The organism is Fischerella sp. (genome assembly GCF_013388695.1).
Classification (GTDB): Bacteria; Cyanobacteriota; Cyanobacteriia; order Cyanobacteriales; family Nostocaceae; genus PCC9605.
Window position 1 is genome coordinate 12,349 of record NZ_JACAEU010000138.1, and the last position, 25,588, is coordinate 37,936.

General features: G+C 43.5%; 19 protein-coding genes and 1 pseudogene. 6 read left to right on the top strand and 14 right to left on the bottom strand.

Annotated features, from left to right (window positions below; translation table 11 throughout):
* The first annotated feature begins 487 nt into the window (after positions 1 to 487).
* Entirely contained in the window at positions 488 to 2,902 is a 2,415-nt protein-coding gene (locus tag HXY43_RS18640) for a putative PEP-binding protein (RefSeq protein ID WP_290885895.1), read from the top strand.
* 316 nt (positions 2,903 to 3,218) lie between these two features.
* On the opposite strand, the gene HXY43_RS18645 is transcribed toward HXY43_RS18640, so the two are convergent.
* From HXY43_RS18645 to HXY43_RS18670, 6 genes and pseudogenes are all read right to left on the bottom strand, one after another.
* Positions 3,219 to 4,043: a hypothetical protein gene (locus tag HXY43_RS18645; protein ID WP_290885898.1), complete on the bottom strand. Its 825-nt coding sequence runs from the start codon at positions 4,041 to 4,043 to the stop codon at positions 3,219 to 3,221.
* A 51-nt stretch (positions 4,044 to 4,094) separates the two neighbouring features.
* A pseudogene (locus HXY43_RS18650) lies at positions 4,095 to 5,264 on the bottom strand (hypothetical protein).
* Between the two features lie 249 nt (positions 5,265 to 5,513).
* Positions 5,514 to 6,185 (bottom strand): DUF1361 domain-containing protein, encoded by a 672-nt coding sequence (locus HXY43_RS18655; RefSeq protein WP_290885901.1) that lies wholly within the window; start codon positions 6,183 to 6,185, stop codon positions 5,514 to 5,516.
* Between the two features lie 307 nt (positions 6,186 to 6,492).
* The gene (locus HXY43_RS18660; protein ID WP_290885903.1) at positions 6,493 to 6,693 is read right to left on the bottom strand and encodes a hypothetical protein; all 201 of its coding nucleotides are present in this window, start codon (positions 6,691 to 6,693) and stop codon (positions 6,493 to 6,495) included.
* Between the two features lie 136 nt (positions 6,694 to 6,829).
* Positions 6,830 to 7,306 (bottom strand): hypothetical protein, encoded by a 477-nt coding sequence (locus HXY43_RS18665; RefSeq protein WP_026733999.1) that lies wholly within the window; start codon positions 7,304 to 7,306, stop codon positions 6,830 to 6,832.
* A gap of 46 nt (positions 7,307 to 7,352) precedes the next feature.
* A complete protein-coding gene (locus tag HXY43_RS18670; RefSeq protein WP_290885983.1) occupies positions 7,353 to 7,886 on the bottom strand; it encodes a DUF2085 domain-containing protein in 534 nt (177 codons plus the stop codon).
* Between the two features lie 564 nt (positions 7,887 to 8,450).
* Here HXY43_RS18670 and HXY43_RS18675 point away from each other — a divergent pair.
* Complete coding sequence (locus tag HXY43_RS18675) at positions 8,451 to 10,211, top strand: procyclic acidic repetitive family protein (protein ID WP_290885906.1); 1,761 nt, start codon at positions 8,451 to 8,453, stop codon at positions 10,209 to 10,211.
* A 647-nt stretch (positions 10,212 to 10,858) separates the two neighbouring features.
* Here the strand turns inward: HXY43_RS18675 and HXY43_RS18680 are convergent.
* Together HXY43_RS18680 and HXY43_RS18685 are read right to left on the bottom strand one after the other, a co-directional pair.
* A complete protein-coding gene (locus tag HXY43_RS18680; protein WP_290885909.1) occupies positions 10,859 to 12,454 on the bottom strand; it encodes an iron uptake porin in 1,596 nt (531 codons plus the stop codon).
* A gap of 155 nt (positions 12,455 to 12,609) precedes the next feature.
* Positions 12,610 to 13,512 (bottom strand): EamA family transporter, encoded by a 903-nt coding sequence (locus HXY43_RS18685; RefSeq protein ID WP_290885912.1) that lies wholly within the window; start codon positions 13,510 to 13,512, stop codon positions 12,610 to 12,612.
* Positions 13,513 to 13,609: 97 nt separating this feature from the next.
* On the opposite strand from HXY43_RS18685, the gene HXY43_RS18690 reads away from it, so the two are divergent.
* A complete protein-coding gene (locus HXY43_RS18690) occupies positions 13,610 to 14,101 on the top strand; it encodes a MarR family winged helix-turn-helix transcriptional regulator (RefSeq protein ID WP_290885915.1) in 492 nt (163 codons plus the stop codon).
* 80 nt (positions 14,102 to 14,181) lie between these two features.
* Here the strand turns inward: HXY43_RS18690 and HXY43_RS18695 are convergent, their stop codons facing one another.
* Together HXY43_RS18695 and HXY43_RS18700 are read right to left on the bottom strand one after the other, a co-directional pair.
* On the bottom strand, positions 14,182 to 18,060 hold the full coding sequence (locus HXY43_RS18695) for an amino acid adenylation domain-containing protein (RefSeq protein ID WP_290885918.1): 3,879 nt from the start codon (positions 18,058 to 18,060) through the stop codon (positions 14,182 to 14,184).
* 128 nt (positions 18,061 to 18,188) lie between these two features.
* Positions 18,189 to 18,740 (bottom strand): DMT family transporter, encoded by a 552-nt coding sequence (locus HXY43_RS18700; RefSeq protein WP_290885921.1) that lies wholly within the window; start codon positions 18,738 to 18,740, stop codon positions 18,189 to 18,191.
* Positions 18,741 to 18,844: 104 nt separating this feature from the next.
* Here HXY43_RS18700 and HXY43_RS18705 point away from each other — a divergent pair, with 104 nt between their 5' ends.
* Complete coding sequence (locus HXY43_RS18705) at positions 18,845 to 19,027, top strand: hypothetical protein (protein WP_290885924.1); 183 nt, start codon at positions 18,845 to 18,847, stop codon at positions 19,025 to 19,027.
* Positions 19,028 to 19,274: 247 nt separating this feature from the next.
* Positions 19,275 to 21,197 (top strand): precorrin-3B C(17)-methyltransferase, encoded by a 1,923-nt coding sequence (gene cobJ, locus HXY43_RS18710; RefSeq protein ID WP_290885927.1) that lies wholly within the window; start codon positions 19,275 to 19,277, stop codon positions 21,195 to 21,197.
* Between the two features lie 114 nt (positions 21,198 to 21,311).
* On the opposite strand, the gene aroA is transcribed toward cobJ, so the two are convergent.
* Positions 21,312 to 22,661, bottom strand: a complete 1,350-nt coding sequence (aroA, locus tag HXY43_RS18715; protein WP_290885930.1) for a 3-phosphoshikimate 1-carboxyvinyltransferase — start codon at positions 22,659 to 22,661, stop codon at positions 21,312 to 21,314.
* A gap of 541 nt (positions 22,662 to 23,202) precedes the next feature.
* On the opposite strand from aroA, the gene HXY43_RS18720 reads away from it, so the two are divergent.
* Entirely contained in the window at positions 23,203 to 23,667 is a 465-nt protein-coding gene (locus tag HXY43_RS18720) for a hypothetical protein (RefSeq protein WP_026733992.1), read from the top strand.
* A 98-nt stretch (positions 23,668 to 23,765) separates the two neighbouring features.
* On the opposite strand, the gene HXY43_RS18725 is transcribed toward HXY43_RS18720, so the two are convergent.
* The 3 genes from HXY43_RS18725 to HXY43_RS18735 form a co-directional block, all read right to left on the bottom strand.
* A complete protein-coding gene (locus HXY43_RS18725; protein ID WP_290885934.1) occupies positions 23,766 to 24,347 on the bottom strand; it encodes a thioredoxin family protein in 582 nt (193 codons plus the stop codon).
* Positions 24,348 to 24,512: 165 nt separating this feature from the next.
* Entirely contained in the window at positions 24,513 to 24,950 is a 438-nt protein-coding gene (locus HXY43_RS18730) for a DUF202 domain-containing protein (RefSeq protein ID WP_290885937.1), read from the bottom strand.
* Between the two features lie 296 nt (positions 24,951 to 25,246).
* Positions 25,247 to 25,462: a chlorophyll a/b-binding protein gene (locus HXY43_RS18735; RefSeq protein ID WP_026733989.1), complete on the bottom strand. Its 216-nt coding sequence runs from the start codon at positions 25,460 to 25,462 to the stop codon at positions 25,247 to 25,249.
* Between the last annotated feature and the right edge of the window lie 126 nt (positions 25,463 to 25,588).

Here is a 25,588-nt window from a genome sequence, read left to right on the forward strand (position 1 = left end):
CTGCCCTCGCCATTCTGGTATTGTGATAAGATTCTCTGTATAGATTTTCTTTGATAAAATGCCCAGCAAGCTAGCAGCATTAAGGAACCAAGCTCAGGCAGAAATTCCCGTGTATGACTAGTTATTTATTACTCTGCTTCCAGATAGGCTAATTAGCAATATACAAACGCTGAGGCAACACAGGAGATAATAAATCTTTTCTTTAGTACTTTTAGTATAAACTAAATCGCAATACCAAAAGCCAGCAGCGCTGTTTCCAGACTGTCAAATGACTTAGACTGGGCGAAGCATTTGAAAATATTTTCTTTCCATTAAACTGAAAAATTATCGTACAAATGCTTTGCTCGTATAGTGGATAGCGGATAGTGATTAATAGTTAGAGATTTACAACCAACTACTAACAACTGTACAGGCGTAAAGCCTTGCACCCGTGCTAACTTCTCTGGTTTCCACCAGAGGCTATGACAACCGACAACTGACTAATTGAGTGGACAAACTCTACTGGCTTGAGCAAATTAAACCACTAGACCGCGCCGAAGTCGGTGATAAGGCTTTTTATTTGAGCAGAATCATGCAGCGTGGTTATCCGGTGGTGTCTGGTTTCGTCATTGCGGCATCAGTTTTGCGAGAATTTCTAGAAACTCTGAACAGTTCAGAAGCATTAGTTGCTGACTTACCCAATTCTTCTTTGCATTTAGATGTAAGCAATTGGCATCAACTTCAGCAGGTGGCTGGAAGCTTACGTCAGGAGATTATCACTGCCACTGTGCCACCACAGCTGTTAAATGCAATTTTAAACGCAGCGAGAAGGTGGGATACTAAATTTCTGATTTTTCGTCCTAGCCTGATGCTTCCGACAGGCAAACAGGGAGTTAGCAATTTATCTGGATTGCTAGAGTCACAAGTTTGTCGCTGCGAACTAGAGGCGATCGCCACAGCACTGAAGCGGACTTGGAGTCAGCTTTTTCGTGCTAGAAGTCTTCTCTATTGGCAGCAAGTAGGTATTGACTTGCAGCAAATAAAATTAGCAGTTTTGGTACAACCAATTCAAAATGCAATTGCCAGTGGCTTAGCGATCGCCAACTCTTCAGCATGGGAAATTCAAGCCACTTTGGGATTGGGATTTGCGATCGCCTACGGTGAAGTTCTGCCAGATGTCTACTACATCCAACCAGAAACTGGCATGGTGCTAGAGCAACAGTTGGGTTATAAAATGCTGGCTTATCGTATTGATGATGCAAATTCTGGGGCTGATTTGCAATCTGTGCCAGCCTCTGTGTCAACCTTAGATGATTCTTGTTTGCAAGTTTGCCTTCTTGAGGAAGCCCAACAACAAGCATATGCTTTATCAGAAGAACACTTACAACAATTAATTGGCCTGGCAAATCAACTTGTGACAGAATTTGGTGCGAACCTTACCTTAGAGTGGACAATTTCTCAAGAAATGCCTTCAGGGGTACTCTACCTGACACAAGTTAACGTTCCCCCATCTGGGATTTCCAATGTCCACTTCATCAAAGGATTGGGGGCAGCAATGGGACGCATAACAGCAACAGCCCATGTGGTGAACTCACAATACAGACCAGAACAAATACCTAAAGGAGTGATTTTAGTTGCTCCAGCCATCACGCCTAATTGGTTGCCAATATTGCAACAAGCAGGTGGGATTATCACTGAACAGGGAGGTTTAACTAGTCATGCGGCAATTCTGGCAAGAGAATTGGGCATTCCCGCTGTAGTAAACGCAGCAAATGCTACAACATTGATTCAAAACGGCGAACAACTGCTCATCGATGGCGACAAGGGAGAAATTTATCGCCTCAGTATGGGTGGAGGAGGAGACGATACCAGGAGGAAAAAATTAGATCAATTCTCTCCTTTTGCCTCGTTATCTTTATCTCCCCATCACTCTGTTAGTTCATCACACGTTAGTCATACACCACTGTCTGTAACAACGGAGCAAACTACTCCCCATCACCCCATCAATTCTCATTTACCTACGATCGCTACTCGGTTGCTGGTAAACTTGAGTCAGCCAAGCTTAATCGAGCAAGCGCTCTCTCTACCTGTAGATGGAGTGGGATTATTGCGCTCAGAACTGATGGCACTTACCATGTTGGAGGGACAACACCCCAATCATTGGCTAATCAATGGGCGTCAGACTCAATTACTAGAGCGCTGGTACGATCAGATTGTGCAGTTTGCCCATGCCTTTGCACCAAGACCTATTTTTTATCGCTCTTTGGACTGGCGATCGCACGAATTGTCATCTTTTAGCCATAATATCCCATCTTCACGACAGTCGGTTTTGGGAGAGCGGGGTACTTTCAGTTATTTAGAAAACCCCGCCGTTTTTGAGATGGAACTAACGGCTTTGGCAAATGTACAAAAAGCTGGTTATACCAATATCCACCTAATTTTGCCATTTGTTCGCACGGTAGAAGAGTTTCGCTTTTGCCGCCAAAAAGTTGAGCAAGCAAATTTAAATCAAGTACCACAATTTCAGCTGTGGATTATGGCAGAAGTGCCAAGCGTGCTGTTTTTGCTGCCAGAATATATCAAAGCAGGTGTACAAGGTATTTCCATTGGAACCAACGATCTCACTCAACTATTGCTAGGAGTAGATAGAGAACAAGGACAGCTAGCAAAAGCATTTGATGAACGCCACCCAGCGGTAATGGATGCAGTCGCTAGACTGATCCACATGGCGAGAGATGCCGGAATTCCTTGTTCTATTTGCGGTCAAGCACCAGCATTGTATCCGGAAATCATTGACAATCTGATCGAATGGGGTATTACTTCCATTTCCGTAGAACCGGAAGCAGTATTGAGGACATATCAAGCCATTGCCCGGGCTGAGAAACGCTTGCTTTTAGAAGCAGCGCGGCGACAAATACAGTAGTTATTAGTTAGTAGTTAGTAGTTAGTGGTTAGTAGTTAGTGGTTAGTAGTTAGTGGTTAGTAGTTAGTGGTTAGTAGTTAGTGGTTAGTAGTTAGTGGTTAGTAGCACCCCTTTCAAGGTGAGTGAAAAATCTGCTTTCATTGCCTGGTTTTTCATGATTCGACTTGGTGACTTAGTGTCTTGGTGGTTCAAGAAAATTTATTGTTTAGGATTGCAGCACCAAAGGGCTAGTGGTTAGTAGTTAGTAGTTGATTTTTTACCACTATCCACTGTCCACTATCCACCACCCACTAACCACTATCCACTAACTACTAACCTATTTCATATAACCAGTTTCCCGCAAGAACTTACGTAAATCAGCAAAGTATCGAGTGCGATCGCGTCCTTTATAAGCTTGCTTGACTTTCTGCCAACCATCTTGTCCTTGACCGAGCATATATTTATCTGCCAAGTATGCCGCTAAAAACCCCTTGCCGTTATCTCCTTGTTTCCGCGCTGATAAGAAAGTTTGCCATAGCTCAAAGGCATGATTGTAAATTAATTTGGGATAGCGGCGGGTAACATCTATCATCTTGCCTTGGCGATATTGCCAAATTTGCAACGGATAACCAGAAGCAGCATAGGCTGTGAATGCATAGGCAAAGCGATCGTCTCGACTTTCAAACTCTGGTAGCCCATCCTTATCTAAATCTTTAAGTCGATAGCCACCATTACCCCATTCATGGCGAATTTTTTTGTACTGCTTGGTTTTTGCATCATAGCGATAAATCAGTGAGTAAGTACAACAGTGCGCTCCACCAGTAAAGAAATCGGCAATTACTTCTGGTTCTTTGTCACCGTCCACGTCTAGCACTGGCAACTTATCGCGATCGTTTTCATCTAACAAAGCACCTATAGGTCGATCGTATTCGCTGTCTTGAGGCAACTTTTGATCTAAGACGGTTTTACCCTCCCGAACAATTTTTATCTGCACATTTTTATACTGATATTCCTGTGGTTGTTCGTAGGAGATTTCTGCTCGCACATTGCCTGATTGTCCGGTGATAACTTCAGCTCGTACAGATGTAGTAGATATAGCTGTTCCGCTTAAAATAGCTAAACCAATTAGAGATTGAGTAATAAACGAACTAATGCTCTTCATAAACGGTGTTGTATATAGCACGTTTAACTTTATACAACACCTCTGGAAGAATCAATATCGGAAAATTGCTGCTGCTGGTACACCATTTGGTAATTCTTCTGGCTTAACGATGTAAACTGCACCACCATTGAGGAGTGTATAAATAGCAGCAAAATCCAACATATCCTGGTCGTCAGGCTCTGGTTCTGGGTGTAAATCTACAGTCATTGTCTCTGGATCGAAATCACCCCATACCTGCTGCCCTATCGGCACTAACAAATAATCAACTCTTTGAAAATAAGCAGCGGGAACAATTTCTTTGAGATCGCTAGAGGCTCTACCAGTACCTTCCCCAGCAATTTGCTGGTAAAGCTCCATAATAGCCTCATGCGATTGAGTATACATGGGTTCCACAATTTGCCAAGCCTGCTCGTGTAATTCTTCCGGCTTGATAATGTCTACATTGGCATGAATACCTTCCTCCAGCAGATGTTTGTAAGAATTAGCTTCTCTGTAAATAGCAAAGAGATACTCAACTCCAGCCAGCACTAAAGGTGCTTTTTCATCCCGTAGTTTTTCGTGTAATGCGTCATCAATGGCGTGAAAGAATTGCAGGATGTCTTTTTGGTGTTCGTCTCTGTCGGGGCTACCCTGTCCGTGAAATTCACCAGGCTGCGAAGAAGGATTGGCAGTTCCCCCTCTGGATGTCCCAATTCGCCGCTGCCCCTCTTTGGCAGTCTCGTCATAGAGGAGAGCTTCATCTAGGCTCTTAGGCATATTTTCCACCTCTACCTCTTGGATGCTGTAGTGTGTTCCCTCAAAGAATCTGACATTATCTTGGCTGAGAGCCAGGACTAAGAACCGTCCATCATTGTTGATGAGATGCACCAGTGGCTTGAGGTGGAATTGATTGCTAACAACTACTAATTCTTGAAACTCCATCGGGAGTTGGTAGTAGCGAAACACATTTGGCGAGATAAAAATTGCCAAACCGTCGTCTTGATTTTGCCAAAATTCATTCGTATCAAGTTCTTTAGCTTGCTGGAGTAACTCTACTGCTTCAGTGTCGTCCATCCCCATTTCAGTCAAGCTTTGCTCTGCTTCACGAATTAAATTTTTGAAGCGAATTGGGTTCTGGCGAGTTTCTGGCCCTACTTTTTGCGTGGGCATGTACAGAGAAACACAAGGATTTTGAGCATTTTATACTAAAAACTTGAGTTCATCAATCGACAATAGCGGCATATTTTAAATTCCTATCCACGTCAATTAAAGCTGATCGATCTAGATTAATTTCAAATTCTTTTTTGTGAGTCTGCATCTTTCTTTTGATAAAAAAATACCTACCTTAAGTCCTCTCTTGAGATGGAGGAAAAGGTAGGTACAGACGTAGATGGCTTTGAACTGAAGGGTTAGTTGTTGGTTGTTTTTACAACCAAGCATCAACCATCAACCACTAACAGTCTCCACGATAAATACATTTATTTATCTGAATTAACCAGCATTATGGGTGTTGGAATTGATCGGTTGTGATTTAATCGCTATACCCTTGTTTGCTTGCCTAACAAAACCTAAAGTTACTCGTTTCATCAGCCAATACAAGCCAACAAGTATACCAAAAGTAATAGCAATAATTACTAGGGGCTGCTTGCCTAAAATTTCTTCTACACCTCTAGTTAGTAAAGCATCTGGTTGAGTAACGAAATCCCAACTGTTAAAACGCAAGAACCTACCCCAATAAATACCAACAGCACATAAAGCATGAGTAATCATTTCCACCCAGACAATCCATTGACTCTTACCTATGCGGTGCAAGTAGTATCCCACATTAATTAAAGATATGACGTAGGCTTCAAAACCAGCCAGAATTACTAGTAAATACAAAGGAATTAACACCAAGGTAATCATCCACACAGATTGAATTGTGCGGACATCGTCGATCAGGTGAATCACATCGGTTAACAGATAAGGCGCATTTGGTAAGAAAGCATAGAAAACTATAAATCCCAGCCACCAAACCCAAGAGCGTCCGCGTTTGATGCGAAACAACCAAACACTCAAAGCTAAAGGTATAAATGCCAGAAATAAATTCCAAGTCATCCAACGCATATTGATTTGCAAAACCGGTATTACCCTGGCTATTAATTCAATCAGTTCTGCTTTCATCACTGCTTCCTTAGAATATGTGTGTGAATGATTGTGTCTTCCCTCTGTTTATAAATTTAGTTGATTGAGGAATCAAACAACTCAAATCTGACTGTGGTTGTTGCCCGAAACTAGAAAATCAGTTACATAAAAACTGAATATGTATGCTGGTATTGCTGGGAAGGCAGGTGTATCAATCACTTAGTATAGCCATAACCACAAAATAAGCTACTCTCCTAGAACAGATTTGCTGTTTTGGAATTTTGCTCTGTTTATGACTATAGTTATAGATTTCATCTTGTCGTGGTTCTGTTCCAGAAATGAATTGTTAACGCAGCAAGACTCGGCTGCGAGGACCGATCGCTCTTTTAGGTGTAGATTCTTCTTTGGTACGGCAGTTCACAGAATCTCGTGAGCAAATAGCTGCAAGGTTAAAAACTGTTGAATTTCCTGTAAAGGAAGTACCGCTACTAAACTCCATGTCAGGTGTGGGAGAGGGAGTGGGGGGAGACACCCTTCGAGAAATCAAAAGTATCAAGTCAAAAATCACGCCTTAGAATCTTGACTTTTGACTTTTAAATTTTTTTGTCCTTCTTCCCTTCCAGATTTGAAGATTACTAAATTGGTGTTTCAGGAGTGGGCTTTGTGCGAATTGCAATGATGCACTATTCAGGCTGACTACAATACTTATTTATCTGTGCTGCTAAAACATCTGATTGCTTGCCTGCAATTTCGGCTGCTTTCAGGGCAGCGTCTATTTCATCTCTCGCCTTTTGCATCCTCTCTCTACCTACTGTTGTAGCTTTTGCTGTCTTTGCTGCACCAAGAGCCTTACCTGCCTTGTTAATGTTTTGACTGAGAGTTATAAATACCTTAACAAAACGGGTTTGAAAGTCTTGAAGTTTGGGGTCTTCTAAGTTTAGTTCCTCAATCTTTTTAGTGACAGCTTCCAAATCCTGAGCTAGTTTCAAGCTTGTTGACACCTGAGTAACTTTATTTGTCTCTAGAAGAGAATTTCCTTCATTAACAACCCCAATTAGTTGCTGGCATTGAGAAACTTTGCTGTTGTTGCAACCAGCAAGCAACAAAGTTATACCCAGGCTAATAGGAAAAATAACGCTATATTTAGGCCCAACAGACATTTACACCTTGTTAACAATCAACACAACAACTAATCACTATCCAGCCCTAATCCCCAGTCCCCATTCCCCATTTCTGCCCAGAGGGGGTTGCTCCATGCAATATCGGCATCGTAAATAACCCCCAAGCCAAACCTGTAACCAACCCAAACAAAGTCACAACATAATTATTAAAACTCCACCAGTCCAAAACTTCTGCTGCCAATTCCAATGCATAAGCCATCATCAACACACTGGCAAGCGCCGCACCACTCCAACCGTACTGATGCAGCCAGTAAAAACCTTTACCTTTTGTCATGCCATACACTAATCGAGTCAGGAACAAACCCGCCACCGTACCGTAACAACGCATACACACAGCCATAATAAAGGGTGCTGCCAAAGCTACTCCCATCTGGGGTTGCGGGCATACATGGCGACCCATGAAATATATAATATCCGCAATCATAGGTAACACTGGCAACTTTGATGCAGCAAGAAAAGGAGCAGCAAGTGGCCCTACTACCATCCCCGCCAATAGGAAGTCTGCTATAAAACTTACCCAATGAATTTGTAACTGTGTTTTGAAAGCTACTCCTTGTATCATCTCTGCCTGTGTTCCCTTTGTGTCCTTTATAGTTCGTTTAATACTAATTCACAATTATTATAAAACTTAACAAATCCCAAAAAATGAGGGTGAGCAATGGCCACCCTGAATAAAAAATAGGGAAAGGTTAAACATAAAAGAGCAGAATAGCAAAAAAGCTCTCTGGATTGGCAAGAGTGTCCAAGACCGCACCGCCTGAGTTCTCCTAAAATTTGGTGTAGGCAATGATAAATGCATGGCTCACTCCAACTGGATTTCAAAAGGAGATTGAAAGCTTACAGCTAATTAACGTTGCGGTATTAGTAAATTCGCTACTAAGTATTTTTATAGAAAATTTTCCAGACAAAATATTTAAAAAAAAAGTAAAAATTGAGACTTTATCTTGAGTACATGCAAGAATGGCCAGCAAGGTGAACAAGAGCCTTGAGAGTTTTTACTGTCAAAGCTTTAATCAGTAGTTAGCAAATAAACTTTGTTGTTGGTTGATGGTTGTATTTACTACCACCTACTAACAGTCATCACGAAAAATACTCTTTGTGCCGACCTACTAAATATAAAATTATGAGCGAAAGTCAGAGTTTTCCAGAAACCAGCGATCGCCTGCCGTTGCGATCGCCTGAAGAAGTAGATTTAAATATTTTCAATGGCATTAAGGGCCCAGACGATCGCGGAAGTTCGGCGGTTAAGGATATGAAGCAGTTGTTCCACAAGCTGGTTGTTGTGGATGATGAGACACTGCTAAATATCGAAACTATCAAAGTTCCAGGGTTTATTGGTATTTCCGACGAACAGCAAGTTTACGATCCTCAAGGAAACACAATCTCCGGACACGAGGATATTTTGAAGTTTCTAGATGCATATGGTCTTTTGGTCTGCACTTATCAATACCACAAAGACCGCTACGGCACAATTATTGACTTGCGCTGGCCTCCCAACGAGCAAGAACAGTATGATTTGATGGAAATTTTCATCAAAAACGAGGGACATCACTCGGGGGCGATTTTACCAGCACAAAGGTTTACAGGAGAGAAGACATTTGCTAGCTTTAACGAACCAGACAGTTACCACAATGGGATGTATGGAGACAATGGGTTCGTTGCTGTGGCTCAACGTCTGGTTTTTCCTGATTTTGTCACCAAAGAGCAATCTCGTGGCTACACTGATAGCATCATTTGCTGGATGGCGTTGATCAACCCATTTGTTCAATTTGCTGCCAACGATTTTAATGGCGGCGATCCTACTCGTGTTTGCGATCGCCCTACACTAAAGGAGTTTTTGAAAAATTGTGCTCTTGCTAGTCTTGGTTCCCAAGAAGCACTAGAATTCTTTTATCGTCCAGAAAATACAGCTTATTGCGCTGAATTCATTTATATCAGCTTGAATACACCTGTTTATCCTTTCAACAAACAGGGTTTGACTTTGTTGTTGGATGGTGATGAAGACAAGGCAGTGGAGATTCTCAAACTCCAAGAATACCAGAATATCAGACGCGAAAATATTCTCAGCTTCAAAAGCGACAACCCGCAATTTAAAGCCTTTAATATTCAGATGCCAGTAGTACCAGCTGATTTGCCACCTTTAGATGTGCTAATGGTTCAGCATGGACAAACAATTGACCCCAACAGTATCCCATTTCCTCCTTTTAAACTATCTCAAGTACTTCGCCGTGCCTTTCGCACATTACTTCCGCGCACCCATGCAATGAACAATCCTAAAATTGTTCAAGCGCAAGTCAAAATGTTTGGATATCTAGAGCCTTTGATTCTCAGGCAATTGGGTATTGGCATTCCTAGTCCTCAACCTGTACCCAGGCCAATGCCTATACCTCGACCTTTGCCTGAAAATCCTTCTGTTCCTGCAAAACAAGGTGCGAATAGTAATCCTACTTCTCCTCAACAACCCAGTCCTGAACCTAATCCTCAGCCTCAAGACGATCCCAGATTGTCGGCTGTTCGCCAATTTATGGAATTTGTAAAATCACAATTGCAACAGCAGTACAACAGTTACGAAGAATTTGATCGTACTTTCGATGCGATCGTTGAAAAAGCAGATAGTCTGGTAGGGGAAAGCGAATTAAAATACTTTGTACCGCCGCGTATTTATGTAGATTTGGGACAAAACGACGGCGATGAAAATTTACCAAAAGGTTGGGGTTTTCGGCTAGAAACGGTGGGATCGCTGATTTATCGTGGAGCTATCAAAGGCATTGCCCAAAATGCTACAGAAAGCCCTCAGCAACCTCCACAGGAGCAGTTTCAGGATTCTCAATCTAGTTCCAAGCAACCAACAAACCCCTTACAGATGTTTTGTAAGAGAAAATAAATATGGGGTTTTAAATTAAAGGGGACTGGAGATTGGGGACTAGGGACTAGTGATTGCAGGGCCGTTTCATTCTAAAAAGCAAAAATCTAAATTCCTCCAACCTCTTAAATTCTTTGTGTTCTTTGCGTACGAGCGTGGTAGCCTGCGGCAAGCCGAAGAAGGCGCGTCTACGTTTATACAGATATTTTCTGGGTGGGAAGGGATTAATCTATTTTTTCTCCAGAGAATGAAACAGCCCTGGGACTAGTGATTGGGGATTAGGAAAGAATTATTTCAGGGATCTTTCCCAGTCCCCAGTACCTAATACCCAGTCCCTTTTATTGCATGTTTAGCATTGTGAATTTTGATAACTCTTGGCGATCGCAATGGAATAGGACTTACGCATTTTACAAATCGATAGTTGGTTAAACCAACTGTTCAGTCTATGGACAAGCGTGCTAGCACTATTAGACATCTTTAAAAAGTCAGTAGACCGAAAAGTTCTGCGATCACTAAAAAATAGTAGTTTACGATACCGTTAAATTGTATTCAAAAATGCAGTATACTTAGACAAAAATCAGCTATATTAGGCTACTGCTCCAGAGCGATCGCAAAACTTTTCGGTCTACTGTAAGTGGGACACTTACTTTCAGTGCCAAGATATTTGGCTAAAAAGAAAACACTGTTCTTAGCGTTCCTGTCACAATAGTGTCGTTAGTATCTTGATTAGCAGCATTGGTAATGACTTGAATTAGGGGTGTCACTCGAATATGGTCATTAATCGGTAGGTTATAAAATGCTTCAAAGTTAGTTTGAGTAGCGTTACCAATATTACCTTCAATAAAGGGCTGACCGGCTGCAATACCTGATAAAGATCCTGGCTTCAATAAGTCTCGGAATGCAATACCCGCCATCCAGTATTGAGGATTGAGATCACCGAAGGTAGTGTTACTGTAATTACCGTAGCCATAACGACCAAAAACCGCCAACTTATCTGAAAGTGCGAATTCAAAATTAACTCCAAATACATCAAAGTGGTTACTCAAGACATACCCGCCACTATACTGGAGGCGTACAGCAAGGATTTTAGAAGGAGCATATTCAAATTCAACTAGACCTTGGTAGGTATCACCAAATAAACCGCGATCGCCTGCATTGGTAGAGTAAAGCAGTGGAATAAACGTGGATAAACCTCTAACTTGCCCTTGATTGCTAGGATTTTCTGCATCTGCTGTTGCGTAAACAGCACGTATGCTAAAAGGTGTGGCTTTGGGTTTCCAATCAATTGCTGCTCCAGCACTGGGGCCATTAATAGGAAAGAGAATAAAGTTGTTGATAAATGCTTGGGTGGTAAAGTCTCGGAAACTAAGATAGGCGTAACTGTTGCGATCTACATAGTCTGTAGTACGAATATTAGGACCGAGAGAGACTGTAAGGTCCTGAGTTGGATGGAAAGTGTAATACAGCCTATCTACGCCAATATTGCCATCGCTAGGTGGTTTTACTGAAAAGTCTAAAACACTGCCAAAAAAAGGCTCTAAAACCCCAGCCGCGTTATCATGACTACCGTTGCTGCCAGTATCAAGACGAATTTTTAGCCGATCGCTACCATGAAAACTGGTGTCTAAATCTAAGACAACACGGTAAAGGGTGGTAATATTTGGGTCGTTTCTAGTGATCTCTGCACCTGTGGGGCTGACAATGCGATCACCCTCAAATGCTCCTCCATTCACTGCAAAGATGGCTTGACCTGATAGCTTTGTAGTTGTAGAAAACTGATTGGCTTCTATTTGGGTAGTGCGAGCTTCCAGAGTATCTACTCTTCCTTGCAAAGTTGTCAATTCTTCAGCAAACTCCTGTTGTAGTTTTTGTAGTGTAATTAAATCCTCTTGAGTTAGTTTGTCGGCAACTTTAGTTGCCATCAGTTCGTTGACGTGATTTAGGCAAGAATTTAAGATATCTGCAAATTCATAACGAGTTAAAGCACGGCTACCACGAAAAGTGCTATCTGAATAACCTGTAATACAGCCATATCGCTCAACTAAAGATTGCAGTGCTTGAAATGCCCAATCGGTGGGTTGCACATCAGTAAATTGATCAACACTGCTTACTTGGTTGAGAGAGGGCATTCCAGCACTAGCAGAATTTAAGAATTGATCTGATGGCACCAACTGCTCGGCAAGTACGGGAGTAACTTGGCAGAAGAAGGGGAAAAGGCATAAGTTGATGGTAATCTGCCAAGGTCTGCTGGAACTTAGATTCATCTTGCTTGCAAAAAGCGAAAAGATTTGAGAAAAGTTAGAATCAAGGCAAGTTTTGAAATGGGAATGTGTTACAGGATTTATCATATAATGAGTGTCCGGTAAATTGCCCATAATTAAGCCGTTTAATTAACACCTCCTCAACCTCGTCAAGACAGTTATTTTTTGAGCCGTGATTTGAAAGTCTTAGATGAGCGTTGAGGTAATTGATTAGTTCGTTGTCCGATCAAAACACTCATCAAAACGATCGCAATCCCAATAAGTTGAATTGGCGTAAATGCTTGATCTAGTAAGACAAATCCAATTAGTGTTGCTACTACAGGACTTATCAACCCTAGATATGAAACAGCCGATGCTTTGAGTTTATCAATTCCCCGGAACCAAAGCGCATAAGCAACTCCAGTACCGACCAAGCCCAGGTAAAAGAAGCCCAATAGGTTAGTTGTAGAGAAATCAGTTATTGGCCCCTCAATCACTAGGGCGATTGGCAACAGAACGACTCCGCCAACTGCTAACTGCCATGCTGTAAAGACAAGTAGAGAAACTGGGCGTTTCCACCGTTTGACTAGTACCGTTCCTAGACCCATTGTTGCGGCTCCAGCGATTGCGGCAACAATACCGACACTATCAAGGCGCGCAGTAGAGTCGAGAACCAGCAATCCCACACCTACAAAGCCAGCGATCGCCGCTACGATAGATAGCTTAGATGGTTTTTCATTCAATATTATCCAGGAAAACAATACGACTAATAGAGGCTGGATCGCGCCTGCTGTTGCAGCAACACCACCCGGAAGGCGATAAGCAGCTATAAATAACAGCGCTTGAAAGATTCCGATATTGAGGCTACCTAAGAGCAAAATACGCCACCACCAAATACCTTTAGGCAGTTTCCTCAACCATGCTGTTAGCAGAATACCGATCGGCAGTGATCGTAAGGCAGCCACCAATAGCGGATGGTTAGGTGGCAGGAGTTCAGTTGCCACAACATAAGTCGTTCCCCAGGTCATCGGCGCTAGAGCAGTCAGGAGAATATTGGACAGGCGAACAGTAGCTGTCTTCATAGCTTTTATCTTTATATCAAGATACTCATTATCAAGATTTTAGTATTTATCTTGATGTTAAGATGCTTAATTTAAGGTTTTTAGGTGAGTCAATTCAATGAATGCCGATCCAGTCGATCAAATTTTGGGGCAATGGCAGCGTGAGCGTCCTGACCTCGATGCATCACCAATGGGTGTGATGGGACGCATAGCACGGCTAGCCAAACACCTCGATCACTCGATTCAAGAAACGGTTTCCGAGTTTGGGCTAAATCCTGGAGAATTCGACGTGCTGGCTACCCTGCGTCGCTCAGGACAGCCTTATCAGCTTTCGCCAACGGATCTGTTTAACGCTCTGATGGTTTCATCTGGTACGATGACGCATCGGGTGGATCGCTTAGAACAAGCTGGCCTTGTGAAGCGCATTCCTGATCCAAACGATCGCCGAGGGATGCTAATTCAGTTGACCGATCAAGGTTTCAAGGTGATTGAAAAAGCGGTTGAGGCTCATGTTGCCAATGGGCATCGTCTCCTAATTGTTTTAGAGGAAGCGGAGCGCAAACTTCTTGCTCAATTGTTGCACAAGCTTCTAATTTCGTTTGAGGAGTAGCGATCAAGTTTGACACTCTCCGCCCTATAAGTGCGGAGAGTGTCAATTCGAGTTGTTACATTGCCACCTAGCCTAATGTTTCACTGAAGCACAACTTCTTTTTCAGGCTTACTATCGACACCCAGATGGTAGTGAATTGCCCTCACCAATTCACTGATGCCTGTAATCTTTAGCATGCTGTAGTGATCAACTTCGAGGTTGATGACCGTCGGAGGCTTTTCAGAGTATTCACTGTGGCTTTCAATGAACGAGTAATCATCACCCTTCGCCTTAAAAATAGTAATGGGCACAGCTATCTGCCGTTCAGCAAGTTCGCGGAATGTGTACTTGGCTTCATAGGTCTGGTGTACGATTCTAATGATGCGTTTCACCAGTTCCAAATCAAGGTTCTTATATCTTGAGCAAATGAATGACGCGAAGTTGTCTTCATCCTTCGCGACCTTCAAACACTCCTCCAATGCAGGATCGGTAATACTACTTGCGAAAACTGAAAACAGAATTGTCACATAGGTTTTGTTGCCAAAGACAGGTTGATTGCCATAAAGCGCTTCGTTCTCAGTTCGGATCTTTGGTGATCCCGGCGCGAGCAAAAAGAGATTTTCCACATGTTCACCGGACTGTTCAAGCTGATAAGCAACCTCAAAGGCCACCCGCGCTCCAAAGGAATACCCCCAAAGCGTGTAGAAACCAGTGGGTTGAATCCGTTTTATTTCCTTAATGTCTTCTGCAGCCATCTCACTAATGGATGAAAATGGCTTCTCGCCTTGATTGATTCCATGTGCCTGGATACCGTAAAAGGGTCGATTGATATTTACTGTGTTTGCCAGCGACCTTAAGTTCATTGGGTAGCCTCCGAGCCCAGGCCAGCAAAAGACGGGATATTTTTCTCCCGTGGACGATAGACAGACTAGACGCGAGAAACGTTCAACTTCATCTCCGTCAACCTTATGAGCGAGCTTCTCAATGGTTGGAGCTTCAAAAATGGCATGCAGCGGCAAGGTACAATGAAACTCTTTGTTAATCCTATTGATGATTGCCACAGCTAGAAGTGAGTTCCCGCCGGACTCGAAAAAATCGTCTTGCACCGAAACCAAATCCCACTTCATTGCCTGCTTCCAAATCTCGCCGATTCGCTGTTCGGTCTTTGTACGCGGGGTGATGATGGGACGTTCGTCCATTTCAATATTCACTTTGTCTGACGCTTCCAGTGCTTTAACGTCGATCTTGCCATTGGGAGTAAGCGGTAATTCGTCCATGACTACAATCTTGTTAGGCAACATGTAATCCGGCAAAAAGTTGCGGATATCCTCTTTGAGCAACTCTGCCGGACCTTTCATGTGAACGGCGTCTTCCTTCATTCCTTCGCTGATCAACTGCTCATGACTGATGCGACCCCCAACACAGAAGTAAGAAGGTCCCGGTTCTTCATGACTGGCGCTTAGTATCTTGGTTATCCGCTTTGCTGAAGGAAGATCGTTGCCAGTCTCGGAACTGTATCCAGAGGACAATAGCCCCAGATTTTGATTGTTCATCTGAAGATGTTGAAGCTTCCTGCCAAGCGCAACGTAATTTGCCCATTTATGGCTGCTTCTACCAATTATTGTGATTCCAAAACTTGCCTGTTCGTAAGTCAGCTGATTGATGGCGATGACATGGGACTTCAGAATCAGGTCGTCTGAGATTTTTTCCAAGCGACCGTCTTTGTATTTATATTGACCCGCAGGCAGATCAGCAATCTTTCCAGGATGACTTTGCACATAGATATCAACCAATTCGGGTGACAATGACCTGACTTGAGACACCAGCTCAAAAGTGCCCAGATAATAGTCTTCGTCTGAACATACCAGCCTGTCCTTGACAGCAGGCATATCACCAGCATCAGCGATACTCAGCCGATATGCCGGAAGAATCCGGTCAAATAGGCCCAGCATGTGACCCGTTTCAATTTCGAGTACTTCCTGGATATTGTTTTTATAAACCAGCTCGATCGCTTTTTTCTTTCCAATGAAGTGGATTCTAATTCGTCTCTGTTCTGTACCATCTATTTCATTGAGGAGTACTAATTGATGGTGTCCCGGATGGTAATAGTAGTAACCAGGCTTCAAGCCAGCAAAGTTGACTAATTCGAGATACATTTGCGTTGCATACAATGCACCCGGTGATGCGTAACCGTACTTGGGCAATAGACGTTCATCACTGTGAAACGAACCGAAATATCTCAAAATCTGACCTAATTCTGTGAGGTTCAACGTATCCAGGTGTCGAGACCCAGGCAAACTGGAGGTTTCAGCACTAGTCGCCGATCTATCCAGCAACTGCACAATATCAGCTTTCCGGACGGCGCCCCCCTCGAATAAACGGTAGGATTTCCGAGCAAACACCAATCGTTGCTGTTCCTGGGTTGGTGTTTTACCTGGAAGATCGACCACCATCTTGCTGTTGTTGTCGTCGATTTCCCGATATCCGAGATTCGACAATTGAGCTTTGACCTGAAGCTTGTTTTTCTTGGACAGATGGTGCTCTGCGTGGATCCCCTGATCCATCAAAGCCGCTTGCTTCGGACTCAATTCAATGCAGGCAATCAAATCCGGGTACCCGGTACGGGAATTTTTCTTAACGATAACTGCTGCGTTCTTCACCCAGTCATGCTGCTCAATCGCCAACTTTACTTCGTCGAGTTCAATCCGAAACCCTCTCAGTTTTACCTGATTGTCTACCCGACCAACAAACTGAACCGTCCCATCTGTGTTCCAATAAGCTAAATCGCCAGTCTTGTATAGTTTGCCACTCCCACTCGTCGAAAACTTATCGTTGACAAATCTTTCCTGAGTCAACTCTGGTCGATTCAAATATCCACGCGCAAGCTGAACGCCCCCGATGTATAGTTCACCAGTTTCTCCAACCCGTGCTAGCGATTGACGGTCGTTGAGAATGTAAAACTGAGTGTTGTGAACGGGAGTGCCGATCGAGATCGTCTCAGGGTAATTAGCAATCATGCTTTTATCAACCTTAAAAGCGGAAGCATTGATCGTGCATTCGCTTGGACCATAGAGATTCGTTAAGTCGCAATGTGGCAGCGCTTCGAGGCATTGTAGCGCAAGTTTTTTTGACAGAGTTTCGCCGCCGCTGAAGATCTGTGTGAGTGATTGACAATTGTGGAATCGATCGGTGTCGAGCAGCGCTTGTAGCAGCGTCGGAACGCATTGCAGAGTCGTAACACCATATTGGATAATCGTCTCAATTAATTGTTCTGGATCTTTATAAGCTCCGGGGCGGCTCATGACAATTTTACTACCGCAACAGGATGCAAGAATCTCCCATTGTGCTGCGTCAAAGCTCATGGGTGTTTTTTGCAAAACAACTTTGTTCTGATCCAACTTGCAAACAGCTCGCATCCAATTCATCTGGTTAATGATACTGCGGTGTTCAATCATCACGCCCTTTGGCTTTCCCGTACTTCCCGATGTATAAATGACATAAGCTAAGTTATCCGGACGCAGATGCTTGCACAGATTATCCTGTTCATTGATACCGGGGGGTATCTCAAACTTCTCGGCTTCTTCGAGGGTAACAATTCGCGTCCCTAGGGGTAACAGTTCCGCCAACCTAATACGCAGCTTTTCCTGTGAAAGAACAATTTTGATGCCTGCATCCTCGACTATATATCTCAATCGGTCCTCAGGATATTCTGGCGATAATGGCAGATATGCGCTGCCTGAGAACAGAATGCCCCAAATTCCAGCAATCAATCCAAGGGACGGCTCAAGGAAAATACCTACACATTCATCGACATCTGCACCAAGATGCAGAAGATACGAACCTAAACGCGAACTGATTTTGGTAAGGTCTCGGTAAGTCAGACATTCATCATGACAGATGATTGCTTCGCCATCGGGTCGAGCTTGCGCTTGCTCTCGCAACAAATCAGGAAGAGACTTTGCAATCGAATCTTTCTGCATAGCTGATCTCCAGTCCTTCTAAATACTTATTCGTTTTAGTCTGGTATTGGATAATTGCTCGTGACTTTGCGCTCGATTTGTATTGACAGGATGGGATTGGTGCTGGTAGGGTTTAAGTTGTCATTCAATCACCGCTTGGCATACGCGACGAACGAAACGCCCAGTATCACCAGGACTACTCCGGCAATTCGGATTGGACTGGCTGGATATCTTGCAAGCCCGATCGCACCATAGTGATCAAGAAACAGTGCGGCAATCATCTGACCCGCGATTGTTAATGCAAGTGCAAGCGCGGCTCCGATCTTGGGTGTTGTAAAAATTGTTGACCAGACATACGACGTGCCCAAACACCCACCAATCCACATCCACCAGGAGGTTTGAGCTAAGGAAGCCGAAGCAGGAAACGGATACCGCGCGGCGAAGCAGATCGCGAGTGATGCTAGTGTCCCTGCCAGGTATGAAACAAAAGTAACCTGCATCGGTTCACCAATGTACCGCCGCAACAGCGTGTTAAGCGCAACTTGAACTGGTAGAATCGCCCCGCCTGCAAGTGCCGCTAGCAGGTAAACCGTTCGTCCGCTCATTTTGAAACCCTCTGTCTTATTTAGCTTGATATCAAGAAACTTAATATTAAGATTTTTGCAATTTTTTATCTTTTTGTCAAGATATTTTGATATCAACTGAGCACTGACAGTATCATCAGCTGGATGGCATTGACCATGCGATAGATGCGATCGCTCAAAAAGCAGATGAGTTAATAGACGTTGAGGATCTGAAATATTTCGTGCCTCCGCGCATCTATGTAGACTTGGGACAAAACGATGGCGATGAAAATTTACCCAAGGGTTGGGGTTTTCGACTGGAAACTGTAGGCGCGCTGATTCATCGCGGAGCAATCCCTGCCTCTTGTAGCGTTGCTCATCCAAATCCCCAACCGCCATCAAAGGAACGGGTAGACAAAAAATGACCTTTTGCAGGCTTGAGGGATGAGAAAATAGCCTTCAGAATATCATCCGTGATGATGGCGTGAGAGAATCATTAATTGGCAGCACTGCCCCAGTTTGTCAGTTTACATCTTGCAGCAGTTGCAACAGCCACCAGGCAAAGCTTCCAAACCCTCGTTACCAGGTTGAACCTGGTAACGAGAATTGAGAGCCTCTGGCTCTCCTAATCGAAATGGTACAAGATATCAGTCAGCCAATAGGTAATCCAAATTGCTTTTAGCTGAATTTTCTCCGATCGCTCTCATCGCCACCACTCCCACGGGTGCAAAAATACTACAAGTTCTTTGCCAAAATCAGGCTGCAACCCTCTGGGTTCCAGAATCTTTAAGGAAAAATACTGTTGAAGAAAATATTTATGCGTCATTTTACACAGGTTCTCTCAAAAATCATATAGCCAACCTGTGGCAGACACACTGCGCTTTTGTCTTTTGTTTGGCGACTGGTGCAGTGATGCGACTGATTGCTCCTTTGTTACAACACAAATCTACCGATCCGGCAGTAGTGGTAGTGGATGAGACCGGACGTTTTGTAATTAGCTTGTGCAGCGGACATCAAGGTGGTGCAGATCAATTAGCGAGGTTGATAGCTTTACAACTTAATGCCACACCAGTCTTAACAGGTGCTTCCACTGGTTTGGGACTGCCAGCTGTAGATATGCTGGGCGTTCCCTTCGGTTGGCGTCGGGGTGAAGGTGACTGGACTGGCGTCAGTGCAGCTGTGGCACGCGGTAAAGTTGTGCGAGTGATTCAAGAAGCAGGTTCAACCCTGTGGCAAAACCATTTGCCTCCAAAACACCCCTTCGAGTTCGGTGAATCTGCAACACCACAAGCCAAAATCTGGATTACATCCAAACTCTCCCACTCCCAGACGCGCCATGGCGCATCTCTACATCTCTCCCCCTCCTCCACTCTCCCACTCCCCGAAGTACACTGGCATCCACGTGTATTGTGGGTGGGAGTTGGTTGTGAGAGGGGAACTTCACGAGAATTGATAGCAGCGGCTATTCAGCAAGTATTTGCAGCGAATAACTTAGCAGAAAGTGCGATCGCAGGAATTGCCACTATCGACATTAAAGCTGATGAAGTTGCTTTGATGGAACTTTGCCAAGAACGAAATTGGCCTTTAAAAACTTTCTGTTCAGAAATACTCCGTACAGTTTCCGTCCCTAACCCTTCTCAAGTTGTTGAACAAGAAGTAGGAACTCCCAGTGTTGCCGAAGCTGCGGCTTTATGTGCTGCTTGTCACCTCACCCCCAACCCCTCTCCGCTGGCGGAGAGGGGGGTGAGGTTCTTCGTTCCCAAACAAATTTTCCGATTGCAGGGTGAATCTGGTGCAGTGACAGTGGCAATTGCCCAAGCGGAAAAAGAATACATCGGACGAACTGGAAAAATTTTACTTGTTGGTACTGGCCCCGGACACTTGGAACAAATGACACCAGCTGCCCAGATTGCAGTAAGCAGTGCAGATGCGGTGATTGGTTACAGTCTCTACATAGAGTTAATTGCTCCCCTACTGCGACCGGGACAGATAGTAGAATCTTTGCCAATTACTCAGGAACGCCAACGGGCGCAACGGGCGATTGAGTTGGCGAATTGGGGTTTAAGTGTAGCAGTTATTTCTTCTGGTGATTGTGGAATATACGGTATGGGAGGCTTGGTGCTGGAAGAGTTGCAAAGCCTCGGCTGGGATGGCAAAACTCCGAATATCCAAATATTTCCGGGAATTTCCGCTTTGCAAGCTGCGGCATCGCGGGTAGGAACACCGTTGATGCATGACTTTTGTGCGATTAGCTTAAGCGATTTACTTACACCTTGGGAAGCGATTGAAAAACGCCTAGAAGCAGCAGCGATGGCTGATTTTGTTACAGCTTTATATAATCCGCGATCGCAAACTCGTACCCAGCAGCTAATAATTGCTAGAGATATCTTTCTCAAGTATCGCCAACCCAGCACACCAGTAGCAGTAGTGCGATCGGCTTACCGTCAAGATGAGCAAATCACTCTCACCACTTTAGATAAATTGCTCGATACTACTGTCGATATGCTAACTACAGTATTAATTGGCAATTCTCATACCCGCACCCATGCAAATTGGATGATTACACCACGGGGATATTTGGGCTTTAGTGGTTAGTGACACCTCACCCCGCCCTAGCGGCACCCCTCTCCTTGCTAAGGAGAGGGGATGGGGGTGAGGTTTGTATTTCACTGAATTGAAAATAGCTATAAATGAAAACCGCAGTCTTAATTAGCTGCAAACTCGTTGCAGTGTGGGAATAAAATCTGGATAAGAAATAGCGGCTGCTTCTGCACGCTGAATGGTGGTGGTATTGGTGGCAACTAGAGCTGCGATCGCCAAACTCATGGCGATACGATGGTCTGTATGGCTATCAACATCAGTACCCACTAGAGGAGTACCACCTGTAATTTCCATACCATCGGGTAGTTCTGTAACTTTTGCTCCCATTTTGTTGAGCTGCTGCGCCATAACTGCGATGCGATCGCTTTCTTTTACCCGCAATTCCGCAGCATCTTTAATTACAGTTATTCCTTCGGCAAATACTGCTGCTACTGCCAAAATCGGAATTTCATCTATCAATCTAGGTATGATATCGCCGGCAATAGTACTACTTTGCAGGCGGCTAGAACGCACCCGCAAGTCTGCTACAGGTTCACCAGCCACCTCTCGTTCATTTAAAAGCTGAATGTCTGCTCCCATCATTGCTAAAGCTTCTAAAATGCCTGTACGGGTAGGATTGATGCCGACATTCTCAATCACCAACTCGGAATCTGGTACAATTGCCCCAGCTACTAACCAAAAGGCGGCTGAACTGATATCACCAGGAACAATTACTGTTTGTCCTACTAGTTGAGCCGGGCCTGTAATCGTGACACTGTTGGTTTCTGGGTCAATATCTAGTTTTGCCCCAAATGCCCTTAGCATCCGTTCGCTGTGATCGCGGGAAAGGGCTGGTTCAGTGACGGTTGTTTGTCCCTCAGTCATTAAACCTGCCAGCAAAATGCAGGATTTAACTTGGGCGGAAGCGATGGGAGAATGGTAGTGAGTGGGTTTAAGAGCTTGTCCTTGAATTGCTAAAGGTGCTAGAGAATTGCCTTTGCGTCCCCAAATTTCTGCCCCCATCTGTTGTAAAGGTTTAACCACACGAGACATAGGACGCGATCGCAAAGAACTATCGCCAGTAACAGTAAAAAAGCGTCCTGGATGAGACGCCAAAAGTCCTAGCATCAGCCGAATTGTCGTACCCGAGTTCCCTGCATTCAATACATCAACTGGTTCTTGCAAATTTCCCAGACCGATACCTTTAACTCGTACCAATTCTGTATTCAATGGGGAAATTTCTGCCCCCATCGCTTGGAAACAACTAGCTGTGCTGCAAGGATCTTCACCTAGCAGTAGTCCTTGAATTTGGGTTTCACCTTGGGCGATCGCGCCTAACATCAGAGAACGGTGGGAAATAGATTTATCTCCTGGAACCCGGATGCGACCTCGTAAAGATAGCCCAGAAGCAGGCCGTTGAATTATTAAATTTTGAGAAACGTTTTCTTTAGTTTCTACGGTTATAACAGAAGGCGACATTAGGATAAACTGACTTGTGACTATACCGGAAGTTGAATGCCAGCAAAGGCTTTCCGCCGCTACTAGTTACTTCCTCGCTAGTATCGTATCGCTTTCCGTTGTATGAAAATTACTCAAATACACCAAGACTCTGTTTGATGTCCACCTGTTGCTATTTTTCCCTTCTCTCACAAAAAGCCATGCTTTGCATCTGTTTATGGCAGCCTTTCTCCAAAAAACTTAGGAATATCACACATTGCACACCTACAAATACTCTCACGTCTTTATAATGTAACCAGCGATTCTCTCAAGGCGTAAAGTAGTTTAGGCGCGATTCTGTGTACTCTGGTAACAAACTCTTTGAACCGTGTAAAGCATCATTAGCTAAAACTAACTGTAGAAAAACACCGTTAGAGCTTTATAGACGGGTATTCTACCTGTTTTTAATCTGATTTGTCTAGCTTATCAAAACTGGCCTGCCTAAGCACTTGCTTATCCTCACCTGCCAATCTTCCGATCTTGGTTTCATTTCATTCCATAGCTTTTAGCCTTTATCGCTCCCATGCTGACTCACCACCGTAAGCCCGTGTGCCTATCATTGATTTCCACAGACTTGCCACTCTGGTCTGTTGTGGAAACTGCTGCGACACTGTATCAAAAAGACCGCGATCGCTTTCATTTACTGTTGACAGCACCGCCTGTAGAAAACAGCAAAGAGGCGTTAAACCCTAGTAGTCCCAGAGTCTTATGGCTAGAGATTTCCCCTTACCGGGTAACTATGACTATGCAAGGAAACACCCAGTTGAGTTATCGTCATTTTTGGGAACGGGGTGTTTATGGTGTCACTCGTTATTGGTTGCCTGCTGAATCACTGCAACCCAACCAGCCAATTCGCTTACGTAACTTTACCCGTAATCTGACACTGACAGGACATCCATTGCCAGAACATTTGCGGGTAGAATACGAATTATGGGCAGGAAAAGTCCAACTGGGATGCTACATTCTCAATTTGGAAATTCATCATTGATTTGTAGTTAGTAGTTAGTAGTTAGTAGTTAGTAGTTAGCTGTTAGTTGTTAATTATTTCCCACTAACCACTATCCACTATCCACTAACCACTATCCACTAACCAAAATAACTCGGTTCGTTTCCTGGTTTCCACTTAATATTGCAACCAATACTCGGTTTTTGTTCTGAATTTACAGGTTTGCTCGCTAGCACCGCCTCAATCGCAGCGCGTAAATCTGCACCTGTTACAGGTTTATTATTACTAGGACGACTGTCATCTAATTGTCCACGATAAACGAGTTTGCGATCGCCATCAAATAAAAAGAAATCAGGTGTACAAGCCGCTGTATAAGCCTTGGCGGTTTCTTGACTTTCGTCATAGCACAGGGGAAATTTAAACCCAAGTTCATGTGCCATTGCCTTTAAAGCATCTGGGGCATCATCTGGGTAGTTATTAGCATCATTGGCACTGATCGCAACAATTCCTAAATCACTTTGTGAGTAATCTTTTCCTAACTTTGCTAGTTCTTGTTGAACGTGCTTCACAAAAGGACAATGCCGACAAATAAACATGACTAGCAGTGCTTTTTTATCGACAAAGTTAGAAAGCGAAATCATCTCGCCAGATACTACATCCAGTAGATGAAAATCTGGTGCATTAGTCCCTAGGGGTAACATTGTTGAAGCAGTTAAAGCCATATTTCACCTGAAAATATTACCTGGAAAATTACTTGTTATCACTTGTCTTTAATATATCAATTTTTAGTGCTTGATTAAACACATTATTTCTCTCTCATCTATGAATTATGATGACTCTGCGGTTAATTATCAATATTATTTTTCCTAATAAATAGAGTTTGACATTTAACGAGAATTACGAGACAGGGGCTGATTTAAATCTCGCTGCGGTGGAGACACTTTATTTCGCATAATCAGCAAAGGTAGACTGAAAAATCCAAATACCACTACTATTCCAGCTATAATCCAAACTGTCCACCGAATAGGTTGATAATCACCACTTTCAATTTGCCAGAAAACTTGGTTATATCGCCAGGCTGCAAAAACGATAGTAACAATACCAAAAATTACTAAACTAACACCCAAAGTTTCCGAGTTAAAAAAAGGATGTGGCGGCATTTCCTGTTGCGTTAGGGTAAAACTTAACTGGCGCATAAACAAACCAAACCGAGCAATAGCAAAACCAAAACCAATTAATGCAATTGAAGTTCTTAACCAAGCCAAAAATGTACGCTCATTCGCCTGATGCTCCCTTTGACGGTCAATTTTGGGCGTTTTGCTCATGATTAGCTTTGCTACCCTCTCATCCACAAGAAAACACTATCACTATATCTATTGAGTTTAAAGAAATACTCCCTCAAACGGATAGCTTTTATAGATTTCTAGTGCTTTTCGTTTGAATGAGGTACACGGGTCACGGGTAGGAGCAATTCATGAATTGCTCCTACCACACGACTTGCAGTAGAAAAGACCAAACATTTCAATAGATGTTGAGATTGAAAATAAAAAATGTAGAGATGCAACATTTTTGCGTCTCTACATCTACTAAAACAGCCGTCAGTGATGTTAAAGCTCAATTTTTACAGGTTTCCAAAAAGACCAAAAATGCCGTGTCCAGTAAACACTTCTAATGCAATTAAAGACACAAAGCCTATCATTGCTAAACGACCATTGAGCAATTCAGCGTAGGGAGTAAAGCCAGTGCGATCGCCTTGCTCATCTACATAAACCCTTGGCTCGATCGCAAAATTGTTCATCTTGCCCTGATCGTCAACAATTGCACCGTTTGTACGCATGGTGGATATTTCCTAATGAATGAGATAATTGCATCTATGTAAATAATTGTAACAATACAGTTAAATTTTGTAAAGCAAATAAGATGTGTAATAAGGGCGATCGCATTTATCTAGGTCTAAATTTGT